This is a genomic window from Congregibacter sp., assembly GCF_965662665.1.
Lineage (GTDB): Bacteria > Pseudomonadota > Gammaproteobacteria > Pseudomonadales > Halieaceae > Congregibacter.
In genome coordinates, this window is sequence record NZ_CBFIIF010000003.1 from 1 (window position 1) to 24,180 (window position 24,180).

The following is a 24,180-nucleotide window of genomic DNA, read 5'->3' on the forward strand; positions in this document are numbered from 1 at the left end:
TTTGGCGATGTGCGCCAATGTTTCAACAAGGCTAAGTGCAAGCTAGGCAACACCGGCAGCGTCAGCCACCTGTTCGATCACAGCGCCATTTTCGTGTTCTCGCATAGCGACGAAGAGGCCGTGCTTGAGGCGCTAATGATGGCTGACGTGGATGTTAGCGATATAGAAAGCGAGGACGGGAAAGTGACCGTTTTCGCACCTCACACCGAGTACTTCAAAGCCAGGCAGGCCATCATTGACGAATATGGCGAAACCGAATTTGACGTTGATGAGATACAGTTCGTGCCACAACTCACTACACCACTTGGCGATGAAGATCAGGCGATCATGGACACTCTCATCGATCTACTGGACTACCTGGAGGATGTGCAGAAGATCTATCACAACGCTGCCTAGCGGGCGGCGCCAGACCTACGACGCGCACGAGTAAGAGTCAGCCCACAGCGCAGTCGTTCATAAATACCGCCAAGGCGAAGTCTTTATCAGAAATGCCACCTACATCATGGGTCGTCAGTTCTACGCGGACGCGGTTATAAACGTTAAACCACTCTGGGTGATGATCTCTGCGCTCCGCAAAGAGCGCGACTCGTGACATAAAACCCCAGGCGGCATTAAAGTCGTCAAACTTAAATTCTTTCTCAAGTTTCCCGCTTTCGTTCAATGTCCAAGGGGCAGTGGATGACGCGTTCAACTGTTCGACCCTATCGTCCAAAGCGGCCCCCACCAATAATCGATCGTCCATGTCTTTTCCTTGTCTATGGCTCTCTGGGTGAAAGAATAGAAGAAACCAAGAGCCGCTAACAGAGCGTGTTCTTTCAGGACTCGGAGTACCCCACCCTACTCACATCCTCCTCTCACCCTCCTTCGACAACGCTTCTCAACGACTCACCCTATCGCGTAGTTAATTCAGTTCACCTGAATTCGATAGCGGATTAGATCGCTCGTGGCAGAATGCCGCCCACACTGAACTCCTCACCAACATCAACGGAAAGATAAAATGCAATCTTCACGGACTCGTTCCGCGCTGTTTCTCTCAGTGCTGGCCATTACAACCACTAGCCAAGCTCGAGAATATCCCGAGCTCGAAGGCCCTTACATGGGCCAGACAGTCCCGGGTAACCTTGCCGAAGTATTTGCGCCAGATATCGTTTCAACCGACGGCTGGGAGGTAGAAGGTGTCTTCGCGCCAGGTATGCGTGAGTTTTACTTCACTACCAATGGCGGCGAATACAGCGTGGCAACGGTGGTGGGCTTCCGTCAGGAAGGCAACATCTGGAAAAAGTACACCGAGTTCCAGCGCGACGGAGAAGTCACGTTCTCTCCCGATGGTCAGCGCATGCATATGGCTGAAGGATACAAAGATCGTGTAGGCGACGACTGGTCAGAGCGCAAAGAACTCGGCCCTATGTTCCAGCGAGAGGATTGGGGAATCATGCGGCTATCAGCCTCCGCAAAGGGCACCTATGTTTTTGATGACTATAAGAGCGGTGACCTGATACGGATCTCCGCGCTCGTCGATGGTGAACGCCCAGAGCCCGAAGAAATGGACCCCGTGGTTAACACCGGCGAGTGGACAGCCCACCCCTTTATCGCGCCGGACGAAAGCTACCTGATTTGGGATAGTGAGAGAGAAGGCGGTTTCGGAGACTCCGACCTTTACATCAGTTTTCGCCGCCAGGACGGATTATGGGGGCCCGCTATCAACATGGGTGAAAGGGTAAATTCCGATAAGTGGGATGCCTATGCCACCGTTACGTCCGACGGAAAATACATACTCTTCAATAGGGGGGTGGACCCGGAAAGCAACAACATAGATATCTACTGGGTCAGCGCAGACATTATTAGTGAGCTAAAAGCGAAGGACTTGCAGGAAAGATAAGGAGCAAAACCGCCGCCAACAAATGCGGTGCAGAGTTCGCCATAGACCTTGCTACGTCGGCATGCTTAGCCTTCCCCAGCTTCGCATGCGACGTACCAAACAAGTGGACATGGATCGCAGTGTTCTTCGACAGCATTCCATCCTCAACGGAGACCACACCACTCTCGGCAGCCACTAAATTGCTACTCGCTAAAACTAAGCCAGCAGTCAGGGCTGCTGATTTCAAATTTTTTGCTAAGACAAATTCCGGTCATCTTCATGCACTGGGATTTCGAGCGATTTAAGGACCAGTGGCGATATCGTTATCAAGGAGCGTTAGGATTTTATCGATTGAGTCCACGATGGGACCAATGTCCCGCAAGACAATCTGTTGATACTTGTATCGATCCAATACGTTATTGACAAGCTCTGCGTCGACCATCAACGGGGCTCTATTCTTTGGCTGGCCGACGTGCCCCGGAATCCCAACGTTAATTTCTGGATATACCGCCAGATAAGGCCCGATGTTTACCTTAGACTTTAGAAAGGGAATCCACCGATCCGCTAATCCCTCTTGCAGGAAACCATCTTCCTCCTGCAAATCTTCGACGATGCCCGGCCAGGCAAGGAGCAGATCTGCCAGTTGCTGATTGTCCACCAGCCTGGCGCCTTCGCCGTTTAAAAAAGCAGCAACCGCTCCGGCACCCGGATTAAAGGTTCGAGAGGTCAGAAACACCAGTGCAACCATACGATCGTACTCTGGTGTGGAGGGTACGGCCTCGCCTTCCGGGATACTCATCAGTGCGACACAAGCCGCACTTGTTTCCCGATGCTCGTCTTCAATCGGTAGTAAGGCAGATCGGATATCCACAAAGTCCGCTTTAAGACGCAAAAGCAGGAGCTGCTCGGCTCGTCGATCAGCGCGATCCTCCCACCAGGCATCGATAGCGAATGCCAGCAAAATACTTAATACAATCGCTGTCGCTTCGGCGAAAAGGCGTTTCCAAGGTAGTGGCTGAGAATCGGTCATCTCATAAGTATACGCGCAGATAAACGCCGCGTAGTGGTTGAGCATGGCGATCGCAAGCAAATGCTAAAGTATGCCTCTGTACCTTTCTGATAGGACTATCCCCCCATGCGCTTTTTGTTATTGATAGTGGCCGCGTCGCTTTCCGCACATGGATTTGCGCAGGATGATCTCGCCAAGGCGGCGCAAAACCCCATAGCGAGCCTCATTAGCGTACCGATCCAGAGTAACAACGACTTTGACTGGGGCCCCGACGGAGAGTGGTTTAGTGTCAGCAACATTCAACCTGTGATTCCTCTCGAATTAAATGACGACTGGAATCTTGTAACTCGCACTATCGTGCCGATAATTTCCCAGCCGGGTCTTACACCTTCACAGGGCAGGAAAACAGGCATCGGCGACACACTGCTAACCGCTTTCCTGGTTCCCAAAAACACGGGTAAGTGGAGCTGGGGAGTCGGGCCCGCAATACAGCTGCCTACCGCAACCGACGACAGGCTCGGTGGCGGAGAATGGGGAGCTGGCGCTTCTGTCGTCGCTTTAACCATGCCGGGGCGGTGGGTCATTGGTGGACTACTCAGTAATGTTTGGGGAGTTGATACTGACCCAGGCAACGAGATAAACCTTTTTACAATGCAACCATTTATCAACTACAACCTTGACGAAGGTTGGTACCTAACCTCCTCACCGATCATTACGCGCAATGCAGAAGCGGATAGCTGACAGGATTGGACAGTCCCTGTTGCAGCTGGGGTCGGTCGGGTGTTTGCAATAAAGAGCCAGCCGGTCAATGTTCAAGCGCAGGCGTATTACAACATCGAAAAACCTGACATCTCTGGCGACTGGGGGCTGCGCCTTCAGTTTCAGCTGATGTTCCCGAAATAGAATGGCGCCTACTCAGCTCGTCCTGCCGATCACCCGCGCATACTGGACTGATAGTGCTACGATGCGCATCGCAAACTAATAGATAAACATTTCTTCCTAGTTACCCCAGCCTCCGCGGCCCAATACAGAGGAACACCATGAACTACGTACACATCGTTGCAGTGCTCGCTGTTTTTCAATTCATCTACTTCGGAATAATGGTGGGACGCGCCCGAGGCCAATATGATGTTGCTGCCCCTGCCACTTCCGGACACGAAATGTTCGACAGGGCTTTTCGTATACAGATGAACTCCCTCGAACAACTCGTCTGCTTTTTACCGGCTCTGCTGCTGGCGGGTCTCTACTGGTCCAACGCGATCATTGCCGCAGTTGGTACTGTATATCTGATGGGCCGCGTTGTGTACGCAACGTCGTATTCAAAAGATCCTAAGACGCGTGGAACGGGTTTCATGCTAAGCATGATGCCTACGCTCGGCCTGCTTCTAGCGGCAGCTGCGGGCGCGATTACTGCCTAAAGCCTAATCGGAATTTGCTTTAGCCTTGGATTCGTTAGCAGCCGATCCAAAAATGCCCTTGGCCATGAGCGAGGTCTCCCCTGCCCGGCGCCGCTGATAGACCTCTGAACGCAGGGCATGAATCTCAGCATTCTCGGGCTCCGCCAGGCTCGCCATTTCAACAAGGTGGCAGGCACTGCGAATATCGGTTTCGGTAATCTCCAAAGCACGGCCCGCCAACTTCGCAGCGCCGCCAGCAAGGGCAGCAAGCTCCTGCGCAAGCCGATTGTCGGGAGCAGGCTTTAGATTTGCGGGATTACCGTCATACCAGCCTCCGTAGAGTCGCCATAGATTGCGAATCACGAACTCTGGCTCGTCATAGGTCGGCGCAAGCCAGGGCTTATCGGTAAGCGAACTCGGCACACTAACACCATGAATAATGTCGCTTAGACGCGCGCCCTCATTCATGAGGGTCAGCGTGTGCTCGACCAGGTATTCCAGAGCGCTGGCCACATCATCGAGAACGGTGGCGATGCGTTCCTTGCCGCAGATTGGCAGACCGTGGGCTGGTAAAAAGAGCTCGGCCTCCATCGCTGACATATCGCGGAGTGCTTTTGCCCACTCTCGAGGATAGCGCTGTGCTTTCTGTGGATTTCCCGCATTAGGAAAAGCCCAGATGAAGAAGTCCCCAGCACAAATAGCGCGCTGAGAAGGCACCCAGGCCCAGGTGTGGTCATCGGTTTCACCCTTGGAATGTCGCAGTTCAAAGCGCGTATCGCCGGCTACGAGGGTATGCGCATGATCGTAGGTTTGATCCGGGTCCGGTGTTGTGGCAGGAAGGAACTGCGCATCGCCTGCGAGGTCGTAGCCACGGCGTTTGAACTGACCGAACTGGCGTTCGTTGACCACCTTGTTGTAACCGTTAGTCATCCGATAACGCTCAAATCGATGCAAGACGTTTTCGTGGGCAACGACACTCGGCCTCTGTGCCTCGCTGCAAAAAGCACCGCAGCCGCCAACGTGATCGATGTGCCCATGGGTAAACACGACGGAGTGGAACGGATCATCGCTCCACTGCCGGATAGCGTCTACACAGCGCTTACCGCCCTGTTCGTTCGAGGTATCAAACGCCACAAGCCCCTCGTCCGTCTTAAACACTATGCAGTGCGAGAATGCCTCTACAACGGCGGTGTTCTCCGAAAGCTCAGATAGCTGGTGATTGATACGATTGAGTGGGCCTGACTGCTCGAGGTCAACTCGACCGTCAATGACCCCGGATGAAATCTCCAGCAAATCAGCCATAGATGCTTAAGCCCTTTCCCAATGTTCTTGATAGCCACAAACAAGCATGCTTCACCGAAGCTAGTCGCTTAGAAGGCACGCTCTTCAAAACGGAGTCACAGGCTTAGCTTGCAACCTTGGGGTGAAGCACCACAGGAAGCTTTGAGTAACCCATAACGAAGTTTGACAATACGCGTTCGGGCTCACCAACCACCTCAACGCGCTCAAACCGCTGGAGAATCTCCTCCCAAAGGATACGCAGCTGCATCTCGCCTACCCGGTTGCCCATGCAACGATGAATTCCAAACCCAAAGGACAGGTGTTGGCGCGCATTTTCACGATCAATGAGAAACTCATCCGGGCGCTCGATTACGTCTTCATCGCGATTTCCGGAGACGTACCACATCACCACCCGGTCACCCTTCTTAATATGCTGACCCCGGAACTCTATATCCTCGAGGGCAGTTCGCCGCATATGGCCCAGAGGTGTCTGGTAGCGAATAATCTCCGACACCATATTTGTCACTAAACCCGGATTTGCCGTTAGCTTTGCGTACTCATCGGGATTACGGTTGAGTTCGACCACACCCGCCGAAATAGAGTTGCGCGTCGTGTCGTTGCCTCCGACGATAAGCAGCATAAGATTCCCAAGAAACTCCTCGGGGTTATCAATCATGTCTCGTGTGTCTTCGCCGTGGGCCAGCAGCGAAATGAAATCAAACTTCATCGGCTGTGCCGCGCGCTCCCGCCACAAGCGACTGAAGTACTCGAGACACTCGCCCAGCACCCGCTGCCGTTCGTTCATATCCACATCAACGCCCACGGTCTCGGAGGTGGTCGTCACATCAGACCAATAAGGCAGCAAGTGTCGATCTTCAAAGGGAAAATCAAAGAGTGTGGCGAGCATCTGCGTGGTGAGTTCTTTTGATACGCGTTCTACCCAATCAAACTCTTCACCCACAGGAAGACTGTCCAAAATAGTTACAACGCGCTGACGAATAAGATCCTGAAGCTCGTTGAGTCGCTGAGGGGCCACCGCTGGCTGCACCGTCTTTCGCTGTACATCGTGCTTGGGGTTGTCCATAGCGATAAACATAGGAGGGGCAAAACCCTGCGGCTGATCACCGATGACAATGTCACGCTCGGAAGAAAAACGCGTGTGGTCTGTATCCACCGCCATAATGTCCTTGTACTTGGTGATTGACCAGTACGGTCCGAACTGACTGTCGGGACAAAAGTGCACCGGCGCTTCTCGACGGAGACGACGGAAATACTCACCGTGGGCATTGGCCTGAAAGATTTCGGCCTGGGCAACATCCAGGGTATCAAGAGGAAGGGAACCAGGATCGGGCACGTCGCTATGAACGCTTGCTAACGCCACTTCAGCCATGATTTTTCTCGCTTTGATTTGTTATTGGAATACCATCCCCATTAAAGCTTCCGGAGCGCAGAATGCAAGCGGTTTGAAACACGCGATAAGAGTACCCACTCGAGGAAGTATTCGAGCTATATTTCGAGCTGCGAATTAATAAACACGCTCTATGATTATTCAACGCTTCGCCAACGCGCTTCGATCTCAGGACTGGGTCACCGTGTTCATTGAGTTTTTCTTGGTTGTGCTAGGTGTGCTCGTCGCCCTCGAAGTTGATCGCTACAACGAGCGTCAGAAGGAACGCGCAGAGGATGCGCGCTTAGCAGGGGCATCGGACTGCTACCGCGGCACCAAGTAAAGTCCCGAAAACAACGCGGGCTAGCCGATGAGAACTTTCATGACGTTCGCGAGTAACAATCCAACATAGTTGCCTAAAGCCGTGCCCAGCAAACCAACCGCAATACCCGGCAAGATTAAGTTAGGTACGCCCCGTGCCCCGGCTATCGCCATAGCCGAAGACGCTCCTCCTATATTTGCTTGAGAAGCGATAGCGATCACTGTCGAGTCTATCTTGAGCATGATGCCCACACCGAAAATCATGACGCCGTGAATAAGCACCGTGCCTAAAGCAAAGTAGAAAATGGCCGGACCGATCTCGATGATCCTTGCGATAACCGAGACAGCCCCGTTGGTTGCTAGAAACAAGAGCAGTAAATAGTTACCCAATACGAGCGCGCCCGACAGTTTTTTTACAACCTGAAATTGCGCAAGAACCAGTACCAGGGTCGTGAGCCAAATGATCATAGGAATGACTGGCACCCAAGTACTAATCAGCCTTGATAACCACATACACACCATGACAATAGACATCAGCATAGCGAGATCACGAAGAGTAATCGGCTTGCCGCTGGAATAGAGCAGACTTCCAATACCTGTCTTCGCGCCTACTTCGTCACCACGATTCTCCATCGTCGAAGATTCGAGCTGCGGATCTCGCTTCCCAAAAAACTCGGGAATCGTAATACAGGCTATCAGCCAGATAGCGGTGACGATGACATCGGCGGCAACGCCCGCGGTAAAGTACTCGCTCGAGGTGTCCAGGGCCTGTCCTACTGCGGCGAAGTTCACTCCACCACCAATGTAGGTGGCGGCAAACTGTCCAGAGAGCTTCCAGGTATCGGCGCCAATGGCATCTACAAGCATAAAGCCCATTACAGCGCCCCCAAGTGCCGCACCACAGGCGCCCAGCAAAAAAGCTTTGAGCATCGGTCCGCCCGCTTGCCTTATGGAGGCTAAGTCCACCGTTAAAAGAAACAGCGTAATGCCTGCCAATACACCCGGCCCTCGAAAAAAGTCGTAAACCACTGACTCCCCTGGGATGACGCCGACGTTGGACAACAACATGCCAATGAGAATGCTCAGCGCTGCGGCGCCGATTTTCTTAAAGGTTTTGGTGTTTTTCTCGAGCCAAATCGCGCAAAGAACCGTCACTACCAGAATCAAAACGATAGCTGTGTTATCTGAGGTCGGCTCAAACATGGGTTAGTCCTCTACCGTTACTTTTACTTCTCAAGTTCCAAGCCGTAACTTGGCTGAAGGCGTTTACACCACGTTGATCAACGGCTTACCCGCAAGATACAGCCGCAAATTTTGGCAAAATAAATCGGTGATCAATTGATTCTCGTTGTTAGTGGTGCTCGCCGAATGAGGACTAACAATTACATTTGGCATGTCCCAAAGGGGGCTATCCTCTGGCAAGGGCTCCGTCTTGAAAACGTCTAAACCTGCTCCTCGCAGATGCCCGCTCTGCAGCGATGCGATTAAAGCGGGCTCATCGACCAGAGCACCTCTGCCAATATTCACCAGCACCGCACCGCCCGGCATCGAAGCAAACTGATCCTCGCCCATCATATTTTCAGTCTCGGCGGTATGCGGAGCGATCAACACCAAAAACTCGGCCCTAGGCAAAACCTTATCCAGAGCATCGGGAGTATAAAGCTCGTCAACATTCAAGGCGTCGAGATCTGCATGACTCGTTGATCGCTTTACTCCAATGACGTTCATCCGAAACTGCTTGGCCAGCCGTGCCACTTCTTGACCGACCTTTCCAAGGCCCACGATGACTATTGTTCTGTTGCTTAAATCAAAGCCGGCGTAACGCTCCCAACGCTTCGCTTTTTGCTCTTCCATCAGTCTGAGGAAGCCCTTGTTGAAGATCGTCATGACCATGAAGCAAAACTCAGCCAGAGGCTGGGCGTGGATGCCTGCGGCATTGGTAAACACCGTATTGGGCATACGTTCGCGATAACCGCGTTCACTCAGAAAACGCGCAACGCCCGAGCTTGTGGTCTGTAGCCAACGGGCATTAGGCGCAAGGCCCGGCAGGTCATCAAGGTGGGTCTGGTCAAAGTCGAAAACGACCTCTGCCTCAGCGAGGAGCTTTTGCCACTGCTCTTCTTGCTGCGCAGACCGTTCAAAGGGTTCGCCCTTGTGGTCAGCAGGGTAACGAGGCTTTGCGATGAGCGTCGGTTCGTAAATCACCTCAAGGCTCGAGTCGACCGCTCGAATTTGCTCGACGTATTCAGATTCTAGAAAGCTGGTAATGAGTATTAGGACAGGCATTAATTCGCCTGACCTACATAACCCGGGCCATACAAAACCCTTCCGGGCCTGCGACCCGTATGGCCTCCATTCTCTACAACCACCTCTCCATTAACCAGTACGTACTTCATACCAACAGCATACTGATGTGGATTCTCGAAAGTCGCCTTGTCGATAATTTCATCCGCATCAAAAACTGCAATGTCGGCGAAGTATCCTTTGTTAATAAATCCCCGGTCACGGATCCCAAGCCTGAGGGCTGACGCACTACTCATTTTGCGGATAGCTTCCTCAAGACTAATCACCCTCCGCTCTCGCACGTAAAGCCCTAAGACTCTGGCAAAGGAGCCGTATTGCCGGGGATGGGGTGCGCCCTCACCAAACACACCCACCGGACCGTCCGAGCCGATAGCGCTAGCGGGGTGCTGCATGATTCGGTCAACGTCCTCAGGGCCAATCGCGTGATAGACCGCAATCGCGCCACCCCCACGAATAATGTCGAACACAACATCGGCCGCGTTCTCTGGCGTGGGCTCTAAGCCTCGCTCCGAGGTTATCTCCGCTAAATTCTTTCCTTCGAGCTCTCGATCCCAGTCGCAGCCTGAGATAAAGATGTTCTTGGGATGACCACCGCCGCGGTCAAATAGGATTTTGTCGACAACAGCAGCTTTAACGACAGCTTGAGTCTCTGGATCATTGATACGCGCGAGCAGCTGCTCCCGCCCTCCTTCCTGGGCCCACTGGGGAATTAGCGCATCGATATAGGTTTGCGACGCCGTATAGGGGTAGTGATCTATAGTCAAATCGACGCCAGCTCCCCTTGCCTCGTCAACGAGACGCAAGGTTTCTTTTGATTCGCCCCAGTTTTTCGCTCCGATAACCTTGTGGTGGGTTATCTGAACCGGAATGTCTGCCTCGATTCCAATGCGGATCGTTTCTTTAACGGAGTCGATAATCTGAGCGGCTTCGTCTCGCATGTGAGATATGTAGATGCCGTCATACTCGGATGCGATCCTGGACAGCTCGATGATTTCTTCTGTGGGTGTAAAGCTCCCCGGCACATAGAACAGTCCAGTGGAGATACCGAGGGCACCGTGCTCCATAGCTTCTCGAACCATCTGCTTCATCTGCGACAATTCTTCCGCCGTGGCCTCGCGGTCGTCTTTTCCGATGACCGCTTCGCGGATCGTGCCCTGACCCACAAAAATCGCCCAATTAGGGCTAATCTTATGCGCGGCGATCGCCGCGTAATGCTCATCGATGGGGAACGGTGAGCTACCGTCATTACCCGCCGTGAGGGTGGTAACCCCCTGTAACAGCGAGCTCTCGACATTGGGTACTTCAAAAACACCCGGAAGCGCATGCGTGTGAGGATCGATGAAGCCCGGAGCTACAGTAAGCCCCGTAGCATCAATTCTGCGTGTAGCGGTAAAAGCGCCGAGGTCACCAATACTGACTATCCGATCACCAACAATGCCAACATCGGCCTCGTACCATGGATTCCCGGATCCATCGACAATTCGACCGCCCGCAACAATAAGATCAAATCTATCTTGAGCGTAGGCACCGGGGGCGAAGGACAGCATGGCAAGGAGCGCAATCAGTAGCACTCGCATAGAAGACATGAGGGTTCTCATCCGCAACACTTTTTATACTTCTTGCCGCTACCGCAGCTACAGGGCTCATTACGCGCAGGGGTCTTTTCAACCGTAACAGTAGGTCCTTTGTTCAATAGGGCCGTAAGCTCTTTGATCGACTCCTCAGCATCATTATTCGTATCAACGGTGATATGTGCGTGGAGCTTTGCATCGTCCACGAGGGCCTGCACTTCTGCCTGTCGCGCCGCACTGGTCACAACTAACTCCAGAGGATACTTTTCGCTGCCGGCAGTACTACCACCCTTCGCTTGATAAGCGCCTCCCGCATAATCCTGACGGGCATTCTGACGACCCTTGAAGAAAAACTTATCTGACATGCTTTGTCCTTACTGAAAATCGTAGATCGGATGTCGCTGGAGGACCGCGCGGATAGCAATCATTAAAACATGAATCTAACAGAATACTCTTACCTAGAAGCTGTGCCCCATTGTGCGAGAGCAGATGAATACAGATGCCATTCTGGTTTTGTCAGTGCTACTGTCAGAGCTATCTCGTGACCACCCACCTGATCCTGAGGTTCCCATGACCAAATTCCGCACAACTCGTTCGCAGTGTTTCGCAGCGTTACTGAGCATCGCAGCTTCAGCGCTAGCATTGGCGCAAACACAGCCACCTTTGGAAATGACCTACTTTGGCGCCGCGGGCTGGCGCATCACCGACGGTGAGACCATCGTTCTTGTGGACCCATGGCCGTCACGGGTCCAGTACGGCGGCGCCGGGCACCCCGACGATGAACGCCCAATCTACAAGCGCACCGACCCCGCACCCGTGGATAAGGACCTTGTCGACAAGCTCATTCCTGAAGCCGACTACATTTTGATGCAGCACGGGCACTTTGATCACCTAGGCGATGTGCCGTATATCGCAGAGAAGACGGGCGCGAAAGTCGTGGGCACAGAAACCGTCATCATGATCCTCAAGGCATACGGTATTCCAGACGAGCAGCTCTATCCCGTCAAAGGTGGTGAGGACTATCTGTTCGATGGTTTCAGCGTTCGCGTTGTGCCGGGACTTCACTCGGCACTCAATCAAAAACACTACATCGATAACCGGACCTACGACCAAAGCACTTACCTAAAGGCACCGCTGCGCATTGAGCAGTTTATTGAGGGTGGCGCATTGAGTTTTTTGGTGCGCCTGGGCGGTCGCAGCATACTAACCATGGGATCCATGAACTTTATCGAGCGAGAGTTCGAAGGTCTTGAGCCTGACATCCTCCTTGCGGGAATCAACGGTTCACGTCTCGGTCTTTATGACTACGACCGTCGCCTCCTCGAATCCACGGACTTTCCACCGATCGTCATTCCTACACACTGGGACAACTTTCGACTGCCTTATGGCTTCTCTCAAGAGGCTAACGTAAAACGAAACCTCATCCCCTTCGTCGAAACCGCAAAGCAAGTATCACCCAACTCGCGGGTGATACTGCCCGTGCATCTGGAGCCTATCGTTATCCCTTAGGCTCTATCAACGACGGGGCCAGTCGTCTCCCAAGCTCTGCAGGCCGGCCTTTTCGAGTGCCTCATTGAGCTTGGGTAGATCCGTGCTTATCGTTGACTCCAAATCCGAGAGCAAACCATCAAGCTCGTCTTTTAATAGCGCAAAAACATCCAGCTGACCTTGCGTGGGACGACCATCGCCACTCTCGGTACTCTTTTGCAGGTAGGCGAGACGGTTATTGAGTTTTATAGGAAAGTTAAGCGGATCTTGTGGGCTCACGTTCTTAACCTGATAAAGCTCCCCCTCTACCGCACTCAACTTATCGCTAAACTTCTCGGCAGCTCTCGCAAGGCGTTTTGAGGGTGCCTCACCCAATTGATCCTCGAGCTGTCTTTTCAGTTCACGAATGCGGATTACTCCTTTGTTGGCTGCATCCGTCGCGTCCCGGATCTGCATAGCAAATGCGAACTGCTCCTGAATATCTTCCTCAGGTACATCAAAGCGAGGATCAGACTTGAGCATAAAGGTCGCGCTCTGCGTGTCGCCATCCACCGTCATTGAGACCCTGTACTCACCGGGAGGAGCGATAGGGCCCAATTGCGGGCGACCTGACCAAATAATCATGCCCTCAAAATCAGCAGCACCGGCGTAGCGATTATTCCAGGACCAGACGTTAAGTCCCTTAGCGGTCGTCGGGGCTTTCGGTAACGCGCCATACCAGCGGGCGTAAGGGTCGTCGACCTCTTCCAGCTCGGGCTCCGTGCCAATCTTTTCAACAATGACATTGCCCTGACTATCAATCAACGAGATGCGAACTTCCTCAGCCTCTTCCGCTAAGTAATATTGAATTGAAGCTTCCTGAACCCGGCGTACCGCATACAAAGGCTCAAACAAATGGAACTTGGCCGCCGCTATTTCTGAGGAGTACTCTCGAAGGGGCGCAATATCATCCAGCACGTAGATTGATCGACCATGGGTCCCGACGACTAGATCTTTGTCGGTCACATGCAGGTCAGCGGTTTGTGTGTCAGGCATGTTGAGCTGCAAGGAGTGCCAGTTTTCACCGTCGTCAAAAGACACGTAAACCGCATGCTCACCACCGGCAAACAATAATCCGGCTTTGAACGGGTCTTCTCTGACCACATGGATAAAGTCGTCTTCGCGAATGCCTTTGACGATCTTTGTCCAGGACTTCCCGTAATTGTCTGTCTTCCAAATGTAGGGCTTGCGGTCGTCCATTTGATAGCGCTTTACCGCGATGTATGCGGTACCCGGCGAATGCGCCGACTCATCGATGATGCTGATACGCGAATGTTTAGGCAGGTCTTTGGGTGTAATGTTTTCCCAGGATTCACCGTGATTGCGGGTGATGTGCATCAGACCGTCATCGGACCCTGCCCAGATCGTATTCACATCGTGCTGCGAGGGCTCCAACGCAAAAATCGTTGCGTAGATCTCCGGGCCATTCATGTCATTGGTAATTACGCCGCCGGTTTTACCCATAGTCTCGGGTTCAGCATAGGTAAGGTCAGGACTTATCTTCGACCAGCTCTGCCCTTCGTCTTCGCTAATCCACACATGCTGCGACGTCGTGTAAAGCCGACTCGAGTCCACGGAAGAAAACACAATGGGGAAAGTCCACTGCCATCGCTCAGGTAGCGCACTGGCGGGCTCTCCCGAGAAAAAACGAGGAAAGACCTGCACGTCCCGTTGGTAACCCGTGGCGCGATTGAACTTGGTTAACAGTGCGCCCTGGCTTCCGGCATAGAACCAATCCGGTTTATCGGGATGCTGAGCGATGTAACCGCTTTCACCACCGCCAGCAGGATAGTAATACTCCTGCGAGGGTCCTCGTGCCTGTTTAAAGTCCCAACCCTCGTTCGGTATGCATAGGGTGGAGTTGTCCTGCTGGGCTCCGCAAACGTGATAGGGAAAGTCACTGGTTACCATGATGTGGTAGAGCTGCGAAGTCGGGAAATTTTGATCCGTCCACGACTCGCCGCCATTGATGGAGATGTTCCCTCCTCCATCATTTGAATTAGCCATTCTAAGAGGGTTGCTGGGATCAATCCAAAGATCGTGATTGTCGCCATGCGGGACCTTTATAGCCGTCTCAAAGGTCTCTCCCCCGTCTGTCGACTTATAGAACCCGGTGTTTAACGCATAGACGGTATCCGCATCTTTTGGATCTGCGTAGATGCGGCTGTAGTAAAAGGCCCGCTGACGCAGCTTTCGTTCGCTATTGGTCCGTGTCCAGGTTGCACCGGCATCATCCGAACGAAAAACCCCACCTTCGGCGGATTCGACGATCGCCCAGAGCCGATCAGAGTCCACGGGTGAAACTGTTACTCCTATTTTTCCGACAGGAGCCTCGGCCATACCGGGGTTACCCGTAAGCTCTTCCCACGTATCCCCACCGTCCGTGGATTTAAAGAGACCGCTGTCACCCGCACCTCCCCACATTTTCCAGGGCGTGCGATACACCTGCCAGATCGTTGCATAAAGGGTATCGGGGTTTCTGCGATCGATAATCAGATCAGCCGCGCCCGCTTCGTCGCTCAGGTAAAGAACCTTTTTCCAGGAAACGCCACCGTCCTTACTGCGAAACACGCCACGCTCTTTGTTAGGACCATAAGGGTGACCGAGGGCCGCAACGTATACAGTATCGGGGTCCGTAGGATGCACACGGACTCTCGCGATAGCCTGAGTATCCTTGAGCCCTACGTTCTCCCAGGTTTCACCCGCGTCGACAGACTTATACACCCCGTCGCCTTGCATAATATTGCCGCGAAGCTGTGTTTCGCCGGTACCGATGTACACGACGTCAGGGTTGGTCTCAGCAACGGCAACAGCACCCACAGACGAACTGCTCAGCTGGCCATCGGTCACTGGCTTCCAGTTAAGGCCACCATCGACGGTCTTCCACAGCCCGCCACCCACCGCGCCAAAGTAGTACTCATTTTTTCTACCCGGACTTCCAGAAATTCCGAGGGAACGACCCCCTCGGTTGGGGCCTATGTTTCGCCATTCCATACCCGTAATAACGTTCTGGTCAAAACTCGCTTCCTGCGCAGAAGTTGTGACTGAGAGCGCCAGCATCAGGGCGGACAACAAAAAAATGAGGGTGGTGTTTTTCATGGGCGGTTACCGCTAAACAGTGGACTGTCTCTAGCATACCCCAGAGCTGAACGGTCGTGGCCAGGCTGCTTTGAAAAGTAGCGAGACAAACATGTAAACAAATCGTGAGACTTTTGTGATAACTCCGACCACAGCTCAGCGCAACACTAGCGGCTCCATAACACCACTGGAGTCCCCATCATGAAAAAGACCTTTGTATCACTCGCTTTACTGGCTGCATCAATCGCACCGGCAGGTGCTGCCCAATTTGACGTCGAAATCATAAACCTCACTCGGGGAAGCTATTTCACCCCGCTGCTCGTTGCCGCTCACACCTCTGACGCGAGTTTGTTCACGAGTGGAGAACCCGCAAGTGCCAGTCTCCAGGCGATGGCCGAAGGTGGAGACATTTCCGCGCTGGTGGCGGATGTCGAGGGCATCAACGCCACCGTTGTGGCCAACCCCGCAGAAGGCCTCCTGGCGCCAGGCCAGCGCACCAGCGCCATGCTTAATACCGATGGCGCGCCGGACAACACACGCCTGTCCATCGTGGCGATGATTCTGCCCAGCAACGACGGCTTCATGGGCCTCAATGCCATTGAGATCCCCACAGAGCCGGGCCGCTATGTTTATAGCGTGAACGCCTATGACTCCGGTACCGAAGGTAACGATGAAGCGGTTGGTAGCGGCGCACCGGGAGAACCTGGATACCCTGCTCCCCCGCCAGTGCTCGCGGCCAGCGGTACCAATGGCACGGGTATTGACGCGACTGCTGAAGGCTTCGTGCACATTCATCGCAATGTCCTGGGAGACGACAACCTCAGTGGTGGCAACAGCGACATCGACAACACCGTGCATCGCTGGCTCAACCCGGTCGTTAGCGTTGTTGTAACGGTTAACTAAGGAGCACCTAGACCATGAGATATCTATATCTTCCGCTCATTGCCAGTGTTCTTGTCGCCTGCGGTGACAGCGGCGGCATCACTACACCCCCCGTCCCAGAGCCAACGCCGGCGCCCGTAACAAACGCCGGCTACGAGGTCAGCGTAGTGAATCTGACCATCGGACAACCGCTGTCCCCGGTAGCCGTTATGCTTCATGAGGACAGCCAGTGCGTGTTCACCATTGGTCAACCCGCATCGGCTGGCTTGGAGCTGCTTGCTGAGGGCGGCGACAATGGCGAGCTTCTGAATGAGTTTAGTGATGCCGTGACCGCTAGCGGGGAAGCGCCCGTAGGGCCTGGCGCTAGCGACATGCTGTCCTTAGAGATAGAAGGGGACGACACTTCCGGTGTGCGTCTATCCGTCGCAACCATGCTGGTTAACACCAATGATGCAATTACTGGCCTAAACAGTATCGACATTTCTCAAATGGCAGTAGGCGACTCGCTCTCCTTTAGCGCCATCGCCTACGATGCAGGCACCGAAGCTAACAGCGAAGCAGCGGGCACTATTCCTGGCCCGGCGGATGGAGGCGAAGGTCTCAACAGCGCTCGGGATGACCTGGCCGATCAGGTCACCATGCATGCTGGTGTTGTCACTGCAGATGATGGATTGACGGGGTCAGTGCTTAACCAAAATCATCGCTTTGACAACCCCGTCGCCCGCTTACGTATCACCCGGACGCAGTAAAATGGAACATAGCTCGAGAACTCGCGTGGACAGCAGTCCTCTAAAAGAACTGTTCCGCCTTGATTCCGAGCTACCCATGACTGAAGCGTCACTATCTAACTTCGATGCGCGATCAACCGACCTGAGTATCGTCGCAGCTCCTCCGCGCATTCTCATTGTCGAGGATGACGAGGATATCGCCCGTCTTATTGCTATGCATCTGGAAGACCTGAATGCGGAGTTGATTCACTCCATTCGTGGCGACCATGCCCTGGCGCTGGCGCGCGACGAGACCTGGAACCTCATCGTCCTCGATTTAAGATTGCCCGGCATTGGCGGGCTCGATATCTGTCGACGATTGCGCGAGCATGGAAGTATTACGCCTATTCTCATGCTTACTGCTAAATCCAGCGAGCTCGATCGAGTCCTTGGACTCGAACTGGGGGCTGACGACTAACTGACCAAACCCTTCAGCCCTAAGGACTGCGCACAAACACGCGCTGCGCCTCAACGAACTCATCGGTGAATTATTTGAACTCTCCACCTTGGAGTCGGGGAGTGTCGAGCCCCATTGGGAGAACTTCCCCGTCATGGAGCTCGTTCAGGACATTGTTCTTGATCATGAAATCTCCGCTCGGGAACAGGGAATTACGCTGACTACGGTGGCGCCCAGCGAAAGCTTGCAGGTGCGCGCCGACATCGCAATGATTCACCGCCTACTTGAGAACCTCATTCACAATGCGCTTAAGCATACGCCTGAAGGGGGCGCGATCACGGTGACGGTCACCAGTGACGAAGCAGCGGGTGCTTGTTCAGGTGTCCGACAACGGCGACGGCATAGCATCTCAGGACATACCGCATATTTTTGAGCGTTTCTATCAACGCGATACTGATTCAACGGGCGACACAGCGAATGCCGGGACAGGTCTGGGCCTAGCAATCGTTAAACGCATCGTGGATCTCCATCGCTCACAGATTGCCGTGCGCAGCGAGGGCCGCCTGGGTACGGAGTTCAGTTTCTGGCTCCCCCAGCCTGCCGTATAAATACCGCGCTTAGACGCGCCTATTGAGGCCGTCAAAGGCTGTGGGCGGGCCGGCCACGCATCACAGGTTTTTGTAGACCACACCACCCTTCATAACGAAAGGCACGGACTCGGTGATGCTGATATCTTCTAAGGGGTTACCCTCCACGGCGACGATGTCTGCGAGATAACCCGCCTTGATAGCACCCAGGTCATCCTGCTTCATGAGCGTGGCAGAATTTATCGTAGCGGCCTGCAGCGCCTGCATCTCGGTCATACCAAATTTGACCATGCGAGAGAATTGCCGCGCATTGAGTCCGTGGGGATAGATCGAGGCGTCACTACCAAAAACCATCTTTACACCCGCCTTGACCGCTGCGGAAAAACTATCACGCTGGACTTGCCCTACGCTTTCTTCTTTGCGTAAGTTTTCCTCCGGTACACCGTTCGCCCGACCCATGCTGAGCGTGTATTCGGTGTTATAAATATCCATAGACAGATAGGTGCCGTGCTCCAGCGCTAGCTCAATGGCCTCATCATCCAACATGCTGGCATGCTCCACGCTGTCGACCCCCGCAATGATTGCAGCCTTAATCCCTTCTGTTCCGTGGGCATGGGCCGCAACCACCAGGTCACGATAGTGACTCTCACTGACAATCGCCTGCATTTCTTCGAGGGAGTACTGAATGGCTCCGACTTTGGTACCGCGAGAAAACACGCCTCCTGTCGCGCAGAACTTGATGGTATCCGCGCCGTACTTGATGTTCTCCCGGACCTTCTCCCGAACTGCCCAAGGGCCGTTGGCTACGCCAGTATTCTTCTTTTTTTGCTCTGGTGGTGAAAAATTGTCGTCACAATGACCGCCGGTAATTCCAAGCGAGGGGCCTGCGTCCCAAATTCTTGGGCCCATGAGTTCACCACCTTTGATGGAGTCGCGCACCGCGATGACAGAATAGTCACCCATGGCACCCACATTTCGCACTGACGTAAATCCTGCCATCAATGTAGTCCTGGCATTAACTACTGCATTGACTGTCTTTCTTGGCACCGACTGAAAGCGTGATTCCAAAAAAGATACATCACCCACAGACCCATCCAGATGCACATGCATATCCATAAACCCCGGCAGCAGGGTCTTGCCTTTTAGGTGCATCTCGGTAGCACCCTCGGGTGCGGCCAGCTCACCCCGGGTACCCACAGCTTCGATGACGCCATCGGAGATTAAAACCGCAGGATTTGGTACCAGCTCACCACTGAGGGTGTCGACCATGTAATCCGCACTGAGCAACAGCTGCTCGGCTTGTGCGGATGGCCCTAAAGTACTGCACGCAAGGAGCCCGGACAGTAAAGCTACGGCAGACGGCTTGTTCAAAGACATGGATAAGGTCCTTCTAATCGCAAAGTGAGTTCAGATAATGAATGGAGCGGCAAAAAATTGTAGTCTACACGGCTACGAATTTGACGCATGGACTTTTCATCGATGAAAGCACTATCTCTGTTCACAAGCATTGTGAGCGCGCTCTTCCTGTCTGCTGCGAGTGCCGCCGCAAATCTGGACTCCGATTTACTGTCTGGTATGAAGGCACGCAACATCGGCCCCGCCGGTATGTCCGGGCGCGTCAGCTCGGTAGCCTCTGTAAGCTCTAACCCTAATATGATCGTGGTTGGAGCGGCCTCCGGCGGTGTGTGGCGCTCAGACAATGGCGGTATTACCTGGGATGCCCTATTTGATGACCAGTCCGTTAACTCCATTGGCGCTGTTGCCATCAACCAGACCTACCCGGACATCATCTGGGTGGGCACCGGCGAGGGCGCCACCCGAAACTCCACCTCTATCGGCGACGGTATGTACCGATCGACCGACGGTGGTCGCAGCTGGGTCAAAGCTGGACTTGAAGGCACCGAGCGCATCAATCGTATTGCTCTGCATCCTACGGACCCGGACATTGCCTATGTCTCTGCTCTCGGGCCGCTTTGGAACGACGGTGGAGATCGCGGTGTTTTCAAAACCACCGACGGCGGCAAGAGTTGGACCCCCATTCTCACGGGGCCCAATGAGCGCACCGGCGCTACCGACGTCAAAATGGATCCAGGCAATCCCAATAAGCTGTTCGCCTCTCTTTGGCAATTCCGTCGTTGGCCCTATCGCTTCGAGAGTGGTGGTCCCGGCTCCGGTCTCTACTACTCCCTCGACGCGGGTGATTCCTGGACTCAACTTACTGAGGAAGACGGTATTCCCAAAGGTGATTTGGGCCGCTCCATCTTTGCTATAGCACCCAGTGACTCATCGCGTGTTTACGCGCTGGTAGAAGCCAAAGACTCCGCACTCATTCGCTCAGACGACGCGGGTATGAGCTGGACCACCGTAAACGACGAAACGAATATCACGATCCGCCCCTTCTACTACATGCTGCTGGACGTGGACCCACAGGATCCCGACACCGTTTACAACGTTGAGAGCCGCGTGCGGCGCTCCATCGACGGTGGCAAAACCTTTAACTACATAGAAGCCATCGACTGTTGTACTCCCGGCGAGACGGTACACATTGATACTCACGCCTGGTGGATCAATCCGAATGATCCGGCCCATATGATCTCGGGGAACGACGGCGGTATTGCCATCACTCGTGACGGTGGAGATACCTGGCGGTTTATCGAAAACCTCCCCTTGGCTCAGTTCTATCACATCGCCGTTGACAACGCCCACCCTTACCACGTGTATGGCGGACTGCAGGACAACGGATCCTGGCGTGGCGACGCGGAGACCTTCGATGTGGGTGGCATTCGCACCCTGCACTGGCGCGAAGTGGGATTCGGTGATGGTTTTGATACGGTGCCGGACCCAGAAATCCCCGACACCGGCTACGCCATGAGTCAGGGTGGAAACCTGTCACGCTGGAACCTCAACACCGGTGAGCAGCGACTCATTCGCCCCAACCCCCCGACCCTGGATACCGATCTGCGTTTCAACTGGTCCGCTGGCTTTGCCATCGACCCCTTTGATCCGGCTACGATTTACTACGGTAGCCAGTTTCTGCACAAGTCCACAGATCGCGGACTGACCTGGTCTGTTATCAGCGAGGATCTCACTACGAACACGAGTAAGTGGCAGTCCTTTCGAACCTCTGGCGGAATCACACTGGACGTCACCGCCGCGGAGAACTACACCACCATCATCGCTGTGGCACCGTCTAAGCTTGAACAAGGCGTGATCTGGGTAGGTACTGATGACGGTCGAATTCACATCACCAGAGATGGCGGCGAGAGCTGGAGCAGTGTCGAAGACCGCGTTCGCGGCGTACCCAAGGACACCTGGGTACCCATGATTTACCCGAGCCCCCATGACGGTTCGACCGCTTACGTGGTATTCGATAATCATCGTCGCGGCGACTTCACGCCCTATGTTTATCGCACGGAGAATTACGGCAGAAAGTGGACGAAGCTTAGCAACGACTCTGTTAAAGGTTACGCACTATCGATTCTTCAGGATCCCAAGGACCCCGATCTCTTGTGGCTGGGCACGGAGTTTGGCTTGTTTCTCAGCCTCGATGGCGGTGAGGATTGGACCAAGTACACCGCTGGCGTCCCCACGGCCTCTGTCATGGATCTGGCTTTTCAGGAACGCGAGAACGATCTGGTTATCGGCACGCACGGCAGAAGTATCTATGTTCTGGATGACATAGCGCCACTACGCGGACTCGACGACGATGACTTCGAAGCACGTTTTACAGTGCTGGGCGCCAGTGTCGGACAGCAATACGACAGTAACCCAATCATCGGCAGCCGCTTTCTGGCTAATGGTGAGTACGTCGCCGACAACGAGGCTTACGGCGTCATCCTGACATTCATGGCAAACGGCGATGACCTCAAGCACCCCGATGCTGGCATGGAGAAGCTGCGCAAGGCAGAGCTTCGCGCCAACACAGACAAAGTCGACGAAGGCAAAGAGAGCACCTCCCCTCGAGCGACGTTTACGGTCAGCGACCAGAGCGGCGCGCATATTCGGACCTTTAGCACCGACGTTCATCAGGGTATCAATCGGGTGACCTGGAATCTAAAGCGCGACGGACTGCCACGACTTCCGGGAGATAAGAAAGAGTCTGACGTCGATCTCCCCAGCGGTATCGAAGTATTGCCAGGCAACTACTCCATAAGCGTTGCCTTTGATGGTGAGTCGCAGTCTGTGGACGCAGAGGTTCTCGCTGATCCGCGCGTCACTGTTTCGATGGCGTCTATGCAGGCCAATCAGGATATGCAGTTACAGCTCCAGGAGTTGAGCGCGACGATCAATCATGCGCTGAGCCAAATTGTCACGGCGCGGAGAGACCTAAGCACCATCGAAATCCTGCTTAAACAAGCCAGTAATCCCGAGGCATACGCCGATCTCGAAGACAAAGTTAAGACCAACCGGGAGACCTTAACGTCCCTGGAGAGGAGCTTGCGAAACCCCGAGGACAACAAGGGTCGCCCTTATACGGACGACATGGCGATCAATACCTTACGACGGGCGCGGTCATTCCTGACATCTACCTACGAGGCACCAAGCCCTACGGCTATGGTTTTTGCTGAACTTGCCGAAGCGCGAATCAACACTGCGGTATCAGCGATCAATGACTACCTCACCGGAGATTTTGAGGAGCTGCGCTCGGCCTTTGCCCAAAGCGACCTGGGACTGCTCACGCAGCAACCCGTGCCTCTCGACGGTGCTCCCTAATGCGACACCGTCGACGGAGAATTATGAAAGCGCTCAGCGCGTCATTGCTTTTTGTACTATTTGTCAGCGTGGGCTCCGCCACCCGCGCTGAACAATTCTCCGTAGCCGGCATAGAGGCCGCGCCCGGGACTCTCGTCTCGGACTTCATTGAGGTACCGGCAGGGGTCGATGCCGGCAGCCAGATTCCCGTAACCATTGTCCATGGCGCGAGCGATGGCCCGGTACTGGCTTTGCTCGCTGGTATTCACGGCTACGAGTATCCACCGATCACCGCTTTACAAGAGATCAGATCTCAGCTCGACCCCCGGCAATTGCGTGGCACGATCATCATGGTTCACATCGCCAACATGCCCTCTTTTCTCGGACGAACGATTTACTACAGCCCTGTCGATGGAAAGAACCTCAATCGAATGTTTCCCGGAGATCCCCAGGGGAGTCTTAGCCAACGCATCGCGCACCAAATCACCACGGAGGTCATCGATCAGGCCGACTACCTTATCGATCTGCATAGTGGTGATGGTAACGAAGCATTGCGCCCTTACGTCTATATGCCGGTCACCGGCAAAGCGGATTTTGACAAACAGATCCAAGGCCTGGCGGTCGCGTTCGGGCTCGATCACATAGTCATGGACACTGGCCCCCAGCACGCCTCTGGACCATCGCTATTCACAGATCAGACTGCCCTGGAGCGTGGCATACCTGCCATAACAACAGAAACCGGGCAGTCAGGCTCCAACGACGCCTACTGGTCAGAACTTGCCCAGTCGGGCATCTGGAACGTGCTGCGGCATTTGCACATGGTTCCCGGTGACGAAGTCCCCAATCCTGGTGTTACCTGGCTTACAGACTACGAGGTGGTAAAGAGCCCGGAGTCCGGGATATTCAAGCCTCTGACCAAAGACGGTTATACCGTGTCCGAGGGTGCGCTATTGGGCGTGCTAGTGGATTTCTTTGGCAAGGAAATCACTAAAATCCGTGCGCCATTTTCAGGCATGGTGAACTACGTCATTAGCACACCACCCGTGAGCAAGGGCGAACCGGTGGCGATGCTCAGTAAAATCAAGAGCGAGTAATCTCTCCTCACATCGGTAACCGGGGCAT

The 24,180-nt window shown here is 54.0% G+C and carries 22 protein-coding genes; 12 read left to right on the plus strand and 10 right to left on the minus strand.

The genetic code is table 11. The features are described from left to right. A partial coding sequence (locus tag ACTG39_RS01875; protein ID WP_439105823.1) for a YebC/PmpR family DNA-binding transcriptional regulator occupies positions 1–396 on the plus strand: 396 nt, incomplete at its 5' end. 37 nt (positions 397–433) lie between these two features. Here the strand turns inward: ACTG39_RS01875 and ACTG39_RS01880 are convergent. Beyond that, positions 434–742 carry a 4a-hydroxytetrahydrobiopterin dehydratase gene (locus ACTG39_RS01880; RefSeq protein ID WP_439105824.1) on the minus strand — a complete coding sequence of 103 codons (309 nt, stop codon included), beginning with the start codon at positions 740–742 and terminating at the stop codon, positions 434–436. Positions 743–997: 255 nt separating this feature from the next. Between ACTG39_RS01880 and ACTG39_RS01885 the strand changes: the two genes are divergently transcribed. After that, positions 998–1,879: a hypothetical protein gene (locus ACTG39_RS01885; RefSeq protein WP_439105825.1), complete on the plus strand. Its 882-nt coding sequence runs from the start codon at positions 998–1,000 to the stop codon at positions 1,877–1,879. A gap of 280 nt (positions 1,880–2,159) precedes the next feature. Here ACTG39_RS01885 and ACTG39_RS01890 read toward each other — a convergent pair whose 3' ends face one another. Then, positions 2,160–2,888, minus strand: a complete 729-nt coding sequence (locus tag ACTG39_RS01890; RefSeq protein ID WP_439105826.1) for a hypothetical protein — start codon at positions 2,886–2,888, stop codon at positions 2,160–2,162. 105 nt (positions 2,889–2,993) lie between these two features. Between ACTG39_RS01890 and ACTG39_RS01895 the strand changes: the two genes are divergently transcribed. After that, positions 2,994–3,608: a transporter gene (locus tag ACTG39_RS01895; RefSeq protein WP_439105827.1), complete on the plus strand. Its 615-nt coding sequence runs from the start codon at positions 2,994–2,996 to the stop codon at positions 3,606–3,608. A 299-nt stretch (positions 3,609–3,907) separates the two neighbouring features. After that, positions 3,908–4,285 carry an MAPEG family protein gene (locus tag ACTG39_RS01900; RefSeq protein WP_439105828.1) on the plus strand — a complete coding sequence of 126 codons (378 nt, stop codon included), beginning with the start codon at positions 3,908–3,910 and terminating at the stop codon, positions 4,283–4,285. A 3-nt stretch (positions 4,286–4,288) separates the two neighbouring features. On the opposite strand, the gene ACTG39_RS01905 is transcribed toward ACTG39_RS01900, so the two are convergent. Together ACTG39_RS01905 and ACTG39_RS01910 are read right to left on the minus strand one after the other, a co-directional pair. Further along, the gene (locus ACTG39_RS01905; protein ID WP_439105829.1) at positions 4,289–5,566 is read right to left on the minus strand and encodes an alkyl sulfatase dimerization domain-containing protein; all 1,278 of its coding nucleotides are present in this window, start codon (positions 5,564–5,566) and stop codon (positions 4,289–4,291) included. Positions 5,567–5,669: 103 nt separating this feature from the next. Then, the gene (locus ACTG39_RS01910; RefSeq protein ID WP_439105830.1) at positions 5,670–6,935 is read right to left on the minus strand and encodes a cytochrome P450; all 1,266 of its coding nucleotides are present in this window, start codon (positions 6,933–6,935) and stop codon (positions 5,670–5,672) included. A gap of 151 nt (positions 6,936–7,086) precedes the next feature. Between ACTG39_RS01910 and ACTG39_RS01915 the strand changes: the two genes are divergently transcribed. Then, entirely contained in the window at positions 7,087–7,275 is a 189-nt protein-coding gene (locus tag ACTG39_RS01915; RefSeq protein ID WP_439105831.1) for a hypothetical protein, read from the plus strand. Between the two features lie 20 nt (positions 7,276–7,295). Here the strand turns inward: ACTG39_RS01915 and ACTG39_RS01920 are convergent, their stop codons facing one another. The 4 genes from ACTG39_RS01920 to ACTG39_RS01935 all read right to left on the minus strand — a co-directional run bounded on the left by ACTG39_RS01920 (position 7,296) and on the right by ACTG39_RS01935 (position 11,493). Next, positions 7,296–8,456, minus strand: coding sequence for a DUF819 family protein (locus tag ACTG39_RS01920; RefSeq protein WP_439105832.1), 1,161 nt, complete (start codon positions 8,454–8,456; stop codon positions 7,296–7,298). A 63-nt stretch (positions 8,457–8,519) separates the two neighbouring features. Continuing rightward, positions 8,520–9,539 (minus strand): D-2-hydroxyacid dehydrogenase, encoded by a 1,020-nt coding sequence (locus tag ACTG39_RS01925; RefSeq protein ID WP_439105833.1) that lies wholly within the window; start codon positions 9,537–9,539, stop codon positions 8,520–8,522. Continuing rightward, positions 9,539–11,143, minus strand: a complete 1,605-nt coding sequence (locus ACTG39_RS01930) for an N-acyl-D-amino-acid deacylase family protein (protein ID WP_439105834.1) — start codon at positions 11,141–11,143, stop codon at positions 9,539–9,541. Before ACTG39_RS01930 ends, ACTG39_RS01925 begins: the two co-directional genes overlap by 1 nt. A gap of 8 nt (positions 11,144–11,151) precedes the next feature. After that, complete coding sequence (locus ACTG39_RS01935; RefSeq protein ID WP_439105835.1) at positions 11,152–11,493, minus strand: PBPRA1643 family SWIM/SEC-C metal-binding motif protein; 342 nt, start codon at positions 11,491–11,493, stop codon at positions 11,152–11,154. A gap of 124 nt (positions 11,494–11,617) precedes the next feature. Here ACTG39_RS01935 and ACTG39_RS01940 point away from each other — a divergent pair, with 124 nt between their 5' ends. Continuing rightward, positions 11,618–12,637: an MBL fold metallo-hydrolase gene (locus ACTG39_RS01940; RefSeq protein WP_439105836.1), complete on the plus strand. Its 1,020-nt coding sequence runs from the start codon at positions 11,618–11,620 to the stop codon at positions 12,635–12,637. 6 nt (positions 12,638–12,643) lie between these two features. Here ACTG39_RS01940 and ACTG39_RS01945 read toward each other — a convergent pair whose 3' ends face one another. Continuing rightward, positions 12,644–15,754, minus strand: coding sequence for a WD40/YVTN/BNR-like repeat-containing protein (locus ACTG39_RS01945; protein ID WP_439105837.1), 3,111 nt, complete (start codon positions 15,752–15,754; stop codon positions 12,644–12,646). 180 nt (positions 15,755–15,934) lie between these two features. Between ACTG39_RS01945 and ACTG39_RS01950 the strand changes: the two genes are divergently transcribed. The 4 genes from ACTG39_RS01950 to ACTG39_RS01965 all read left to right on the plus strand — a co-directional run bounded on the left by ACTG39_RS01950 (position 15,935) and on the right by ACTG39_RS01965 (position 18,387). Then, the gene (locus tag ACTG39_RS01950; RefSeq protein ID WP_439105838.1) at positions 15,935–16,636 is read left to right on the plus strand and encodes a spondin domain-containing protein; all 702 of its coding nucleotides are present in this window, start codon (positions 15,935–15,937) and stop codon (positions 16,634–16,636) included. Between the two features lie 14 nt (positions 16,637–16,650). After that, positions 16,651–17,364 (plus strand): spondin domain-containing protein, encoded by a 714-nt coding sequence (locus tag ACTG39_RS01955; RefSeq protein ID WP_439105839.1) that lies wholly within the window; start codon positions 16,651–16,653, stop codon positions 17,362–17,364. 25 nt (positions 17,365–17,389) lie between these two features. Then, a complete protein-coding gene (locus tag ACTG39_RS01960) occupies positions 17,390–17,800 on the plus strand; it encodes a response regulator (RefSeq protein ID WP_439105840.1) in 411 nt (136 codons plus the stop codon). A gap of 332 nt (positions 17,801–18,132) precedes the next feature. Beyond that, entirely contained in the window at positions 18,133–18,387 is a 255-nt protein-coding gene (locus tag ACTG39_RS01965) for an ATP-binding protein (RefSeq protein ID WP_439105841.1), read from the plus strand. Between the two features lie 60 nt (positions 18,388–18,447). Here ACTG39_RS01965 and ACTG39_RS01970 read toward each other — a convergent pair whose 3' ends face one another. After that, positions 18,448–19,743 (minus strand): Xaa-Pro dipeptidase, encoded by a 1,296-nt coding sequence (locus ACTG39_RS01970; RefSeq protein WP_439105842.1) that lies wholly within the window; start codon positions 19,741–19,743, stop codon positions 18,448–18,450. 102 nt (positions 19,744–19,845) lie between these two features. Here ACTG39_RS01970 and ACTG39_RS01975 point away from each other — a divergent pair, with 102 nt between their 5' ends. Together ACTG39_RS01975 and ACTG39_RS01980 are read left to right on the plus strand one after the other, a co-directional pair. Then, the gene (locus ACTG39_RS01975) at positions 19,846–23,079 is read left to right on the plus strand and encodes a VPS10 domain-containing protein (protein WP_439105843.1); all 3,234 of its coding nucleotides are present in this window, start codon (positions 19,846–19,848) and stop codon (positions 23,077–23,079) included. A 23-nt stretch (positions 23,080–23,102) separates the two neighbouring features. Next, positions 23,103–24,152, plus strand: coding sequence for a M14 family metallopeptidase (locus ACTG39_RS01980; protein ID WP_439105844.1), 1,050 nt, complete (start codon positions 23,103–23,105; stop codon positions 24,150–24,152). The last annotated feature ends 28 nt before the right edge of the window (positions 24,153–24,180 follow it).

Coding starts and splice junctions, on each gene's coding strand:
- ACTG39_RS01950 (WP_439105838.1), top strand. CDS start 15,935: ATGAAAAAGACCTTTGTATCACTCGCTTTACTGGCTGCATCAATCGCA.
- ACTG39_RS01915 (WP_439105831.1), top strand. CDS start 7,087: ATGATTATTCAACGCTTCGCCAACGCGCTTCGATCTCAGGACTGGGTC.
- ACTG39_RS01935 (WP_439105835.1), bottom strand. CDS start 11,493: ATGTCAGATAAGTTTTTCTTCAAGGGTCGTCAGAATGCCCGTCAGGAT.
- ACTG39_RS01890 (WP_439105826.1), bottom strand. CDS start 2,888: ATGACCGATTCTCAGCCACTACCTTGGAAACGCCTTTTCGCCGAAGCG.
- ACTG39_RS01920 (WP_439105832.1), bottom strand. CDS start 8,456: ATGTTTGAGCCGACCTCAGATAACACAGCTATCGTTTTGATTCTGGTA.
- ACTG39_RS01975 (WP_439105843.1), top strand. CDS start 19,846: ATGAAAGCACTATCTCTGTTCACAAGCATTGTGAGCGCGCTCTTCCTG.
- ACTG39_RS01925 (WP_439105833.1), bottom strand. CDS start 9,539: ATGCCTGTCCTAATACTCATTACCAGCTTTCTAGAATCTGAATACGTC.
- ACTG39_RS01895 (WP_439105827.1), top strand. CDS start 2,994: ATGCGCTTTTTGTTATTGATAGTGGCCGCGTCGCTTTCCGCACATGGA.
- ACTG39_RS01885 (WP_439105825.1), top strand. CDS start 998: ATGCAATCTTCACGGACTCGTTCCGCGCTGTTTCTCTCAGTGCTGGCC.
- ACTG39_RS01900 (WP_439105828.1), top strand. CDS start 3,908: ATGAACTACGTACACATCGTTGCAGTGCTCGCTGTTTTTCAATTCATC.
- ACTG39_RS01970 (WP_439105842.1), bottom strand. CDS start 19,743: ATGTCTTTGAACAAGCCGTCTGCCGTAGCTTTACTGTCCGGGCTCCTT.
- ACTG39_RS01945 (WP_439105837.1), bottom strand. CDS start 15,754: ATGAAAAACACCACCCTCATTTTTTTGTTGTCCGCCCTGATGCTGGCG.
- ACTG39_RS01955 (WP_439105839.1), top strand. CDS start 16,651: ATGAGATATCTATATCTTCCGCTCATTGCCAGTGTTCTTGTCGCCTGC.
- ACTG39_RS01930 (WP_439105834.1), bottom strand. CDS start 11,143: ATGTCTTCTATGCGAGTGCTACTGATTGCGCTCCTTGCCATGCTGTCC.
- ACTG39_RS01910 (WP_439105830.1), bottom strand. CDS start 6,935: ATGGCTGAAGTGGCGTTAGCAAGCGTTCATAGCGACGTGCCCGATCCT.
- ACTG39_RS01940 (WP_439105836.1), top strand. CDS start 11,618: ATGAATACAGATGCCATTCTGGTTTTGTCAGTGCTACTGTCAGAGCTA.
- ACTG39_RS01980 (WP_439105844.1), top strand. CDS start 23,103: ATGAAAGCGCTCAGCGCGTCATTGCTTTTTGTACTATTTGTCAGCGTG.
- ACTG39_RS01880 (WP_439105824.1), bottom strand. CDS start 742: ATGGACGATCGATTATTGGTGGGGGCCGCTTTGGACGATAGGGTCGAA.
- ACTG39_RS01905 (WP_439105829.1), bottom strand. CDS start 5,566: ATGGCTGATTTGCTGGAGATTTCATCCGGGGTCATTGACGGTCGAGTT.